The sequence below is a fragment of the Maribacter sp. PR66 genome (assembly GCF_028464205.1).
Classification (GTDB): domain Bacteria; phylum Bacteroidota; class Bacteroidia; order Flavobacteriales; family Flavobacteriaceae; genus Maribacter; species Maribacter flavus.
The window spans coordinates 164,200-176,086 of record NZ_JAQPCH010000006.1 but is presented as its reverse complement, the minus strand read 5'-3'; the positions used below and the strand labels follow the sequence as shown (position 1 = coordinate 176,086).

Sequence of the window (11,887 nt, the reverse complement as noted above, 5' to 3'; positions counted from 1 at the left end):
TTTCATTTGAAGTGTCCTTAAAAGTATTAAAAATTAAACGTTTTTAAGTTTTAAAAGATGCCAAACTCCTAGCGCCGGACCTATTGCCAATACCAGAAACAAATAGTTGATGCCGATACTGTCCTGTAAATAGCTAAGCAGTTGAATGCTAACGATGGTAATGCCAAAACCTATGCAAGTGGCCAGGGTAAGAGCCGTACCTTTTATATCGGCCGAGGCAGATGCTGCTACTAATTTGGATAATTGGGGTGAATCTGCAGTCACTGCAAAACCCCATAAGGACCAAACCATTAAAAATAGAACAGGAGGGAGCACGAACAGGATAGGTGATATTAAACAGCATATTCCAGATATGATGAGTGCTGTTATAGCTACTTTTCTACTTCCTATTTTTTCGGATATTATACCTCCTAAACCGCATGAAATACTACCGATGCCGATGATGATTCCTGTCCATAAAGGCACTAAAATTTCCCTTCCGTGAAGCGTATTGTAAAATGAAATAGCCAATGGAGTGAAGGCCCAAAAGGCATAGAGTTCCCACATATGCCCAAAATATCCGAATGCCGCCTTACGGAATGCATTGATTTTGAATAGCCTTGGACCTGAATATAGATTGACTTTTAAGCTTTTTTTCAGAAAAGGTCCATCCGGAACCAAAAAGTACATCAATGCCCCTCCCAAACAAGTGAAGGTAGAGGTCGCCACTATAATTCTATAAGGATCACTTCCCCATGCCGTACTGTTTATTAGGTAGGGAAATCCGGTACCCAGAACAAGGGCACCCACCAAAAAACCCAATGCCATTCCCAATCCTTTTTCATAGTAGTCCGCTGCAATCTTCATTCCAACCGGGTAAATGCCCGCCAAGAAAAATCCTGTACCGAAACGGGCCAAGAGCAAGCTCCACTTGGTCATTTGGTCCGTTATTAAGTAGAGATTACAAAGCGCGGCCAAAAAGGCACAGACCATAAACACCCGTGAAGGCGAGAACCTATCGGCAATCATAAGCAGGGCGAAAAGTAACGTCCCTACAATAAAACCCAATTGGACCGATGATAACACCCAACCCATAATTTCGTGGCCCAAGCCCGTTTTTAGGATTAATTCATCCACTATGGTATTGCCTGCAAACCATGGTGATGTACATGCGAACTGGGCAATTATAATCGTTGGAAGAATGTGTGGTTTTTGTTTCAACCCCTTATTTACCTTAGGAAAGTGACTTTAGCTATTTTCCCATTTTCAACTTCGTAGATAGCTACGGCGGAAAACGTTTTGCCATTGGCAGTAACCTGCTCTTCATCTAATACTTTATTGCCAATGACAATCCTGCTTTTGATTTCGCAATGGAGGTCTGGGGTGGATGTAAAAAATTCGGTGTAGCTTTTTCGCATATCCTCAGGTCCATCTGTGGATAGGTTTTTAGGGAAGTTATAGAGTTTAACAGTGTCTGTATAGGTTGCCATAAATGCATCGATATCCCTTTTATTATAAGCATCCAACTGGTCCTGGACGATACTCTCGGGATTGGATTCCGACCCTTTCTCAAAAATAAATGTCATGCTCGAAATTCGGTCGGACACTTCATATATGGCCACTTGCTTAGAAATACTTCCGTCTCCCGTAACTTTTTCATGGTCGATTACAAAATTGCCCAAGGTGATCCGGTTTACGACTTCTACATCATATTTTTTGTTATTCGGGGACAGGTTCCGATAGTTCTCCCGCATTTTTTGATGCCCGATATAAAGGGTATCCGCCGGAAAATTTTGAACTAATACGTTTTCCATATAACAATTGACAAAAGCATCCAAATCGCCCGAATTATAGGATTCCACCTGTTTTTGAACGATTTTGTATTTGGGATTCTCGGTTACGAATGCTATCCTTTTACCATTGGGGCTTATGGAGAGTCGGGATAGGGACGGAATTTCCTTTTCGTCAAAGGAATGTAAAAGTGTCCAAGATTGCCCGTCCATATAATCAAATCCCAACAGGCTATTCCTAAAGCCTGCCAATACCATACCGCTATCGGTCCAAACTACGTCTTCTACAGAACCAAAAAGGCCAACAATATTCCTTGTTGCCCCAGAAATGGGATGCATGGATTTTACCATGGCCGTGTCGTTTTCTTTTGAAATATAACTGATCATCTCCGTTTTGGGAATCCTATGCAGCGACCTGCCCACATTTTTTTGTAGGGTGTAGCGGGTATTATCCTGAAGGTTTACGACGACTAAATCCATACGGTTTTCAATCAAGACCGTACATACTAGGATATGGTCGCTGTACCATACGTGATACCCTACTTTTAAATCGGCAATAAGTTCTTTGTGATTTCCAGTCTCAAAGTCATACTTATACAATCTTTGTAAGCCGTCATCGTCCAATCGTATTGCAGAAATATCCTCCGTGCCCTGTATCCTCAAAGGGGAATATTCACCTCCATTTGGGGTATCGTTGATCCACGATTTTGAATCCGAATCAATATTGTAAAGGGCTATATCTGTCTGTCCGTTTCGTGTGGAAGCAAAAAGAATTCTGTCATCATCGTAAAAGGAAGGTTGATTGTCGTAGCCTTCATTGTTGGAAATATTCTTAGGTTCCCCAATTTTGAGCGTTCCCTCATTCCATTCCAAATCGGCCAGAAATACTTCCGTGCTCGACTGGGAATAGCATTGTAAACAAAAAAATAAAGCGAGTAGCGAAATGATTGGTAACCGACTCATTCGTATTTCATAAAGTTCCAATTTAATGCATGTCGGCAAATCGGCCTAAAATATCCCTAACATTTTTTGTGTTGTCCACAAAGTATTTGGCATGGGTCTTTTGCCTTCCAACTTTAACCGTAATGGCATCTTCAGGCAATTCCTGGAACATAAATTCATCGGTCCAATCGTCCCCAATAGCAAACACAAAATCGTAATCATGTTCAGAAAATACCCGCATGGAGGCCCTTCCCTTATTCACGTTGCTGCTTTTGATTTCCATTACCTTATTTCCATTCAAAACGCTGAGGTCATCATTGGCGATCAAACTGGTCAATACCGTATTCAGTTCCACGGCACGTTTCTGTCCGAAATCGGGATCCGTCTTTCTGTAGTGCCATGCCAGGGAGTAGTTTTTCTCCTCGATAAAACTTCCGGGTGTTCTGTCCACAAAGGAATCCAAGACTGGATGTATTTTTTCCATCCAATCCTTTTTAACTTTCTCAAGCATCCTAAAATCCTCCCCATTCTGGGAAATCCACACCCCGTGTTCCACAATCATATTATATCCCTTGTGCATGAACCACTTGGTAAAGGTCTCTTTGTCCCTTCCGCTGATCAAATACATGTCCGTATTTTCCTGGGCGGCAATTTCATCCAACAATTTATAAAGTTGCTCATCTGGCTTTGCCATTTGGGGATCTTTGTGGAAGTCTGCCAAAGTACCGTCATAGTCGAGGAATACGAGCCGTTTTTTTGACGAGACATATTTCTTCATGACCGTATTCATCAGATCTACCGAAAGTCTTCTTGAAATATACGTACGGTCCTTTTCCTTTTGGTTAAGCAATGAGTTCATGAAATCGTTCGCCCATTTCTCCACATTATATCGTTCCAAGCGTTTTTGGAGTACGGAATTACGTTGTTGTTGCTCTTCCTGGGGCATGTTGATGGCCCTATCCAAGGTATCGGCAATTTGCTCAAAATTATTGGGGTTTATCAACAGGGATTCGTTCATTTCATTTGCAGAACCTGCCATTTCGCTCAAAATCAGCACGCCGGTCTTGTCCGTTCTTGTGGCAATGTATTCTTTGGCAACAAGGTTCATACCATCTCTAATGGGGGTAAGCCAGGCGATATCGCACGTTGTGTACAAATCGATGAGGTTATCAAAGGGCATCGATCTGTAAAAATACCAAATGGGTGTCCAGCTTACAGTGGAAAGTTCCCCATTGATTCGACCTACCAATTCGTCGATTTCTTTTTTCAATAGTTGGTATTGCGGTACATTGGAGCGTGAGGGTACCGCCAAAATTATCAATCGAACTTTCTCCTTGTATTGCGGATATTTGTTCAAGAAGTATTCAAAGGCGTTCAACCGCTTCGCGATTCCCTTGGTATAGTCCAAACGGTCTATGGATAGGAAGAACTTCGCATCGGGAGTAGATTCCTTATGGGTATCCAATCTTTTTTGTAATTCAGACTTTTGAGATTCATCGCGCTGTGCATGCTCCATCGCCGCTTCATTAAACTTCTTATAATCGATACCCATGGGGAAGGAGTCTACCTTGATGACCCTGTCGTCCAAATAAATATCATTGAAGCTCACTTCAAGCCCCAAAAGCCTACGTACCGAACTTAAAAAGTGCCTTTCATAATCATAAGTGTGAAAACCTATGAGATCGGAGCCCAAAAGCCCGGACAGTATCTCTTTTCGCCACGGCAAGGTCCTGAATATTTCAAAAGATGGAAAGGGAATATGGAGAAAGAAACCAATGGAGACATTGGGCCGTTTCTCACGCACCATTTGGGGCACAAGCATTAATTGATAGTCATGGACCCAAATAACGTCGTCATTATTGGTATTATCCAAGATGGCATCGGCAAATTTTTGGTTAACGCTTTTATAAATTTCCCAACTTTCCCATTCAAACTCGGAATATTCCAAAAAGTAATGGAACAGGGGCCAAACGGTTCGGTTACTAAAACCATAATAAAATCCGTCTACCTCTTTTTGGGTAAGTTTCACTTTGGAAGAACCGTGCTCCGCCAAGGCATTGTCTATTTGCGACTCTAGCTCCTCTGGTGTTTCTTCGTCCGTGAGACCGCTCCAGCCAATCCAGAGGCTGTCGCCACCGGAATGGACAGATTTCATTCCTGTAGCCAGTCCGCCAACACTGGGTATTGCCGAAATAGTTCCATTGCTGATTTGTAATTGTACGGGGAGTCTATTTGAGATTATGATAGTTTTGGCCATAAATCGCAATTTTTGCTTTGAAATAAATTTATTTTCCCTCAATTTCGGGAAAAAGAAGGGCAATAGCAATTGTATGCCCAAATGAATCAAGATTTTTATTGAATGAATAATTTGGATTACGGAATAATAGGGAATTGTAGAAGTGCGGCCTTGGTATCAAATAGAGGCTCCGTAGATTGGTGCTGTCTTCCAGAATTTGATTCCTCATCGCTGTTCGCAAAGTTGTTGGACGAAGAAAAGGGGGGTAGCTTTGAGGTTTTGGTCAATGACTCCTATGTGATTAAACAACGTTACAAAAAACATACGGCTGTATTGATTACCAAATTTACTTCTGGGGAGGACGTATTTGAAATTCGTGATTTCATGCCACGTTATAGAAAAGCCGAAGGTGGTTATAATTCACCACCGGAAGTTATAAGGTACATAAAACATATTAGTGGAAAACCAAAATTCAGTGTCAAATACGACCCAAGGTTGGAATATGCCTTTGGAAAAACTGAAACATATGTAAAGAAGAACTTTATTGTAAGCTTGACCCACGGTGAGAAATTCGATACTTGCTTCTTGTACACCTCATTTAATAAAAATGCAGTAGTGGAAGGAAGAGAGTTGGAGATTACGGAAGATGGATATTTTCTTTTGGGTTATAATGAGAAGTTGTTCCAGCCCTCCGTACGGAAAATGTATACTGAACTTGAAAGAACAAAAGTATATTGGCTCAATTGGAGCAGTAAGACTCCAAACTATAAAAAGTATAATTCACAAATAAGCAGGAGTGCCATTACACTTAAATTGTTGACCTATGACAAGTCCGGCGCCGTATTGGCCGCCGCGACTACTTCTTTGCCCGAAACCATTGGGGAAGTCCGAAATTGGGATTATCGCTTCTGCTGGATACGGGACGCTTCCATGGCCATCAAGGTCATAGGCGAATTGGGCCATAGAAACGTTGCCAAACGGTATTTACAGTTTATAGTGGACCTTATTCCGGATAAGGACGAGAAACTCCAAATCATGTACGGTATCAATAAGGAGAAAAAATTGACGGAACGTACCTTGGACCATTTGAGCGGCTACAAAGGCTCAAAACCTGTACGAATTGGGAATGCGGCCTACAAGCAACGACAAAATGATATCTATGGAATTCTAATGGATGTTATTTACGAACAATTGTCCAAATACAGTAATGACACTGAAAATGGAGAGGATTTATGGGGAATAACAAAGGGCATCGTTTGGATTGTATCGCACCACTGGAAGGAGGCGGATAAGGGTATATGGGAATTTAGGACTGAAGATAGACACTTTACCTTCTCAAAAGTTTTGTGCTGGGTTGCCATTGATAGAGCCATTAAAGTGGCCCGATTGTTCCGAAAAACCCACAAATTAGAAAAGTGGACCCAATTGGAGCAGGAAATCAAAAACGATATTCATGCCAACGCATGGAATCCAGAGGTGAATGCCTTTACCCAATCCTATGGCTCTCCCGATATGGATGCATCGGTCTTGCTGATGGAATCCTATGGGTTTATCCATGCCAAAGACCCTAAATTCGTAAGTACCGTTCATGCCATAGAACGGGAATTGAGCAACGATGGTCTTTTATACCGATATAAAAACGAGGATGATTTTGGCTTGCCTTCCTCTTCCTTTACCATTTGTACTTTTTGGTTCATTAACAGCCTGTTCAAGATTGGGGAAAAGGAAAAGGCTATGAAACATTTCGATACGCTGTTATCCTATAGCAATCATTTAGGTCTCTTTAGCGAAGATATTGATTTTAAGACCAAAAGATTGCTCGGAAACTTTCCGCAGGCCTATTCGCATTTGGCATTGATAGAGTGTGCCATCAACTTTTCCAGACAGGAAAGCGAGGAGCAGGTATTGGCGTCCATTAACAAATTGTAGTTTCAGAGGAAACTAAATTTTGGGCCAACAGAACGATTTTGTCCAAAAGGTTTTGAAAATGAACCTTGGTTGTAAAGGGATTCATAACGGTGACCCGCAAATAGTGCCAGCCCCGTAACTTCGTTTGAACGATATAGAACTCGCCGTCTTCCAAAAGTTGCTGACGTACCTTGGCATTTAATTCGTTTAACTGATTCTGGGATAGGTTTGCATGGGTATATCGAAAGCAAACAATATTGGACATTGGCGTAACTGCCAATGCAAAACTGGGATGTTTTTCGATTATTTGCCCTAAGGCTGCACCCATGTCATATAATTGGGTCACATAGGCTTCAAAGACTTCCTCACCATAGAATTTGAGCATCGTATACCAATGGATGCTCATCATGGTCTTGGTGCACTCGAAGGTTCTTTTTCCGGAATTGTACCAATCCTCATGGTCTGAATCGGTCAGTAAATAATCTGCTTTTTGGCTGAACGTTGCATTGGCATACATACCGTTTTTAAGTAGCAGGGCCGTGGTAATCGTTGGTAACATCATCATTTTATGTCCGTCAATTACAACGGAATCGGCTTTTTCTATACCTTTTAACGTGTGTTTGTATTTTTTGGAAAATACACCCGCACCGCCATGGGCACCGTCCACATGGAACCATAGTCCCTTTTGTTCCGCAAAACTACCTATGGCTTCCAGATTATCGAACATACCCGTTGCCGTGGAAGGAGCACTTCCCACAATGGCAAAGATGGTAATTCCCTTTGCTTTCGCTTCTTGATATTTTTCTTCCAAGACAGATGTGTCCATCTGGTAGGATTCCGTACAAGGTATTTTAATGATTCCTTTCTCTCCAAGTCCCATAATTCTGGCTGCCCGGTCTACACAGTAATGGGCTTCCTCGCTCACCATAATACCTAGGGCACTGCTCGTTCCTGCATTCCAAACATCTTCTTTTAATATAGCTTTTCGCGCCGTTAAAAGCGCCGTGAGATTCGCTAAGGTCCCGCCGGAGGTCAGAAATCCCCGGGCATCCGCATTCCATCCAATTTTCTCGCATAGGACATTGGTTACTACGCGCTCAATGGCGCTGGGCGCCATACCCATTTCGTAGACCGCCATCCCATTGTTCAATAAGGAACTGATCATGCCGGTAAGTGCCGTTATAGGTGCCGCCGGACTCACCTGATGCCCAATGTAATGGGGATGGTGTACGTAGGTGGTACGTTCCGTAATCGATTTGAACAACTCCTCAGGTTTGCCATGTTCCAAAAAATCCTTCCAAAATTCCAATTCGGTTTCCGGGTCGTTCCAATGGATGGCCTTGCCCGTTTTCTCCTGAAGTTTATCGGCCAAATGTTGTGTCAACATTTCTATGGCCCTATGGCCGTTTTCCTCAAAGAGCTCGGTGGAATAGACCTTGTGTAATAGAGTGTTCTGCATAAGTCAAAATTAGATGCTTCGCACAATTTGTACAAATAAAAAAACCGCTCCAAATAGGGGCGGTTTTTGCTTCTGTCTAACAAAACAAAAGGGCAATCTGAATTAGTCAAAGGTATAACCCTGGTCTGCCGCGACTTTATCCGCAATTTGGGTACGTAAAGCCACCACATTTGGGTTATTGGTATATTTTGTAAAGCGTTTGAGTCCCATAAGCATCATGCGTTGCTCATCGCCTTCGGCGAAGGAAACGATGGCCTCCTTTCCTTTCTGAATGATGATTTCAGTCGCTCGATATAAATAGAGCTTGGACATGGCAATTTGTATGGCCTGTGCATCTTCACCAAAACGCTTGGCATTTTTCTCGGTACGTAATAATGCCGATTCCGCAAGATATACCTGAATCAGTATATCCGATGCAGCCATTAACAATTGCTGATGTTCTTCCAATTGAGGTCCAAATTTCTGTACGGCACTACCTGCAACCATCAAGAACACTTTTTTCAACCGTTTCAATAGGTCCTTTTCCTCGGCGAACAATTCCGAGAAATCGGGGGTATCAAAAGATGGTATGCCCATCAGTTCCTCTCCAACAGCGGTTGCAGGTCCTAGTAGATCTACATGGCCTTTCATGGCCTTTTTTATCAGCATGCCTACGGATAGCATCCGGTTGATTTCGTTGGTTCCCTCGTAAATTCGGGCTATCCGTGCGTCCCGCCAGGCCGATTCCATCGGGGTATCGGCACTAAAGCCCATACCACCAAAAATCTGTATTCCTTCATCCGTGGTTTGCTGTACATGTTCTGAAACCGCCACTTTCAATATGGAGCACTCAATGGCATACTCTTCCACACCCTTCAACTCGGCCTCCTGATGGGAGTTACCGTCGGCCTCCCGTATCGCGATTCGGTCCTCGATATTCTTGGCGGCACGATAGCAGGCCGCTTCATCCACGTATGCGTTGGTGGCCATATCCGCAATTTTCGCCTTGATGGCACCGAAACTCATGATCGGAACCTTGAACTGAATGCGTTCATTGGCGTATTTTGTGGCCTCGTTTATCACCCTTCTTTGCGCTTCCAAACAGGCTGCGGCCAATTTTATCCTACCCACGTTCAGGGCGTTCATGGCGATTTTAAAGCCGTTTCCGCGCTCCGATAGCATGTTTTCAACGGGCACCTTTGTCTCATTGAAAAATACCTGCCGGGTAGAGGAGGAGTGGATGCCCAATTTCTTCTCTTCGTCCCCTAAGGTAATCCCGTTGCTCGGGTCGTTCTCGACTATAAAACCTGTGATGTTTTTATCGTCCTCGATTCTTGCAAAGACAATGAACAGGTTGCAGAACCCGGCATTGGAAATCCACATCTTCTGACCCGTAATACTGTAATACTTGCCATCTTCTGAAAGTACGGCCTTGGTTTTACCCGAGTTGGCATCCGATCCGGCACCCGGTTCGGTCAAGCAATATGCCCCAAACCACTCACCGGTAGCCAATTTGGGCACATATTTTTGTTTTTGTTCCTCCGTTCCATACAAGGTAATCGGCATGGTACCGATTCCTGTGTGGGCACCAAACGCCGTGCTGAAGGAACCCGTAGCCCCCGAAATATAATCACAGACCAACATGGTGGATACGAAGCCCATTCCCATGCCATCATATTTTTCTGGAACTGCGATGCTTAAAAGACCCAATTCACCCGCCTCGCGCATACACTCTTCGGTATAGGCGTAATCTTTCTTTTCAAATCGTTCCCAATGGGCCCAAAGTTTTCGGTCCACGAATTCCTTGGTGCTCTCCCGCATCATTTTTTGCTCTTCGTTGAGGTCCTCTAAGGTAAAAATGTCTTCACAATTAGTCTCTTTCACTAAAAATTGACCTCCTCGAAGGATTTCCTGTTTTGTTTCTGTGCTCATGATTTTTAATGTTTAGAATAGAGAGGATAGAATAGAGAAAATGGACTTCTTAATCCAATCCGTTTTGAAAACCCATGGTCATGCGTTGCCACTCCGCTATTTTATCTTCCAATTTTTTCAATGTTCCATTGTCAATATACTTTCTGTGATGTGCTACCAAAAGCTGTGTACCAAGCTCAAATGAAGAGCCTAAAGAATAGTCTATAAAGTTTTTGAAACCTTTATCGGTTTTAGCTGATCCCTCGGCAATATTACTGGGCATTGATACCGAACACCTACTAATTTGAGAACTCAAGCCATACCTTTCGTGTTTGGGGAAATCCACCAAAATGTCCGATATGTCATTAACAATTTCAAGACCTAATTGCCAAATCTTCAAATTTTTATAATTATGTCTAGTTCCCAACTTCGGTCTTTTTTCTTTATTCTTTTATCTCTTTTCTTAAGAAAGAAACTCATAAATGCCTGCGGCACCTTGCCCGGTACCTACGCACATGGTGACCATTCCATATTTCCCTTGCATGTTCCTTTTGCGCATTTCATCAAAAAGCTGAACCGATAGTTTTGCCCCAGTGCATCCCAAGGGATGACCCAAGGCTATTGCACCACCATTGACGTTAACTATATCCGGGTTCAATTTTAATTCACGGATGACAGCCAAGGATTGGGAGGCAAAGGCCTCGTTCAATTCAATTAATTCTACATCCTCCTGTTTTAAACCGGCCTGTTTCAAGGCTTTGGGTACGGCGGCTACAGGTCCAATTCCCATAATCCTGGGAGGCACGCCAGCGGCCGCATAATTGACCAAACGGGCTATCGGTTCAAGGTTGAGCTCCTTGACCATTTCCTCACTCATGACCATTACGAATGCCGCACCGTCACTCATTTGTGAGGAGTTTCCTGCCGTAACACTGCCATCGGCTGCAAACACGGGACGCAATTTTGCCAATGCCTCCAGGGATGTTCCTTTACGGGGACCTTCATCCTTGGTTACCGTATATTTTTTAGTTGCTTTTTTTCCATTTTCATCTACATAGGTTTGCTCGACTTCAATGGGAACGATTTGGTCTTGGAATCGGTCTTCCGCTTGTGCCTTTAATGCCTTCATGTGGGAATTATAGGCAAACTCGTCCTGGTCTTCCCTGGAAACATTGAATTCCTTGGCAACAGCTTCGGCGGTATTTCCCATCCCCCAGTAGTAATCCTCATGTCCGGATTTTACCAAATCGTAGTTGAGTTCGGTTTTATAACCCGTCATGGGAACCGCGCTCATACTTTCTGCTCCTCCGGCAATGATACAATCTGCCATTCCCGATTGGATTTTGGCCGTAGCAATCCCTATCGTTTCAATACCCGAGGAACAAAAACGGTTTACCGTAACCCCTGGTACATCCACAATGTTCAGGCCCATCAAGGAAATCAACCTAGCCATATTAAGACCTTGGGAACCTTCGGGCATGGCATTGCCAACAATGACATCATCGATTCTTTTTTTGTCAAGTCCCGGCAATTCCTTCATCATATGTTCGATGGTTTCCGCTGCCAGTTCGTCCGTTCTTTTGAATCGGAATACACCTTTGGGCGCCTTTCCTACGGCAGTCCTATATCCTTTTACTATATATGCTGTTTTCATAAGCCTCTCCCCAGCCCTCTCCAAAGGAG

The 11,887-nt window shown here is 43.3% G+C and carries 8 protein-coding genes; 1 reads left to right on the top strand and 7 read right to left on the bottom strand.

The features are described 5' to 3' along the window. Positions 1 to 33: 33 nt before the first annotated feature. The 3 genes from PP181_RS12290 to PP181_RS12280 are packed head-to-tail and all read right to left on the bottom strand — an operon-like array spanning position 34 to position 4,968. Positions 34 to 1,200, bottom strand: coding sequence for an MFS transporter (locus tag PP181_RS12290; RefSeq protein WP_272637331.1), 1,167 nt, complete (start codon positions 1,198 to 1,200; stop codon positions 34 to 36). An 8-nt stretch (positions 1,201 to 1,208) separates the two neighbouring features. After that, the gene (locus tag PP181_RS12285; protein WP_272637330.1) at positions 1,209 to 2,732 is read right to left on the bottom strand and encodes a nuclear transport factor 2 family protein; all 1,524 of its coding nucleotides are present in this window, start codon (positions 2,730 to 2,732) and stop codon (positions 1,209 to 1,211) included. A gap of 22 nt (positions 2,733 to 2,754) precedes the next feature. After that, the gene (locus PP181_RS12280; protein ID WP_272637329.1) at positions 2,755 to 4,968 is read right to left on the bottom strand and encodes a bifunctional alpha,alpha-trehalose-phosphate synthase (UDP-forming)/trehalose-phosphatase; all 2,214 of its coding nucleotides are present in this window, start codon (positions 4,966 to 4,968) and stop codon (positions 2,755 to 2,757) included. Between the two features lie 102 nt (positions 4,969 to 5,070). Between PP181_RS12280 and PP181_RS12275 the strand changes: the two genes are divergently transcribed. Continuing rightward, positions 5,071 to 6,876 (top strand): glycoside hydrolase family 15 protein, encoded by a 1,806-nt coding sequence (locus PP181_RS12275; RefSeq protein ID WP_154918904.1) that lies wholly within the window; start codon positions 5,071 to 5,073, stop codon positions 6,874 to 6,876. Here PP181_RS12275 and PP181_RS12270 read toward each other — a convergent pair. The 4 genes from PP181_RS12270 to PP181_RS12255 form a co-directional block, all read right to left on the bottom strand. Further along, positions 6,863 to 8,314, bottom strand: a complete 1,452-nt coding sequence (locus PP181_RS12270; RefSeq protein WP_272637328.1) for a pyridoxal phosphate-dependent decarboxylase family protein — start codon at positions 8,312 to 8,314, stop codon at positions 6,863 to 6,865. The genes PP181_RS12275 and PP181_RS12270 overlap by 14 nt on opposite strands. Positions 8,315 to 8,416: 102 nt before the next feature. Continuing rightward, a complete protein-coding gene (locus PP181_RS12265; RefSeq protein ID WP_138258988.1) occupies positions 8,417 to 10,225 on the bottom strand; it encodes an acyl-CoA dehydrogenase family protein in 1,809 nt (602 codons plus the stop codon). Positions 10,226 to 10,274: 49 nt separating this feature from the next. Next, positions 10,275 to 10,604 (bottom strand): four helix bundle protein, encoded by a 330-nt coding sequence (locus tag PP181_RS12260; protein WP_430905216.1) that lies wholly within the window; start codon positions 10,602 to 10,604, stop codon positions 10,275 to 10,277. A gap of 63 nt (positions 10,605 to 10,667) precedes the next feature. After that, entirely contained in the window at positions 10,668 to 11,858 is a 1,191-nt protein-coding gene (locus PP181_RS12255) for an acetyl-CoA C-acyltransferase (RefSeq protein ID WP_138259010.1), read from the bottom strand. Positions 11,859 to 11,887 lie beyond the last annotated feature (29 nt).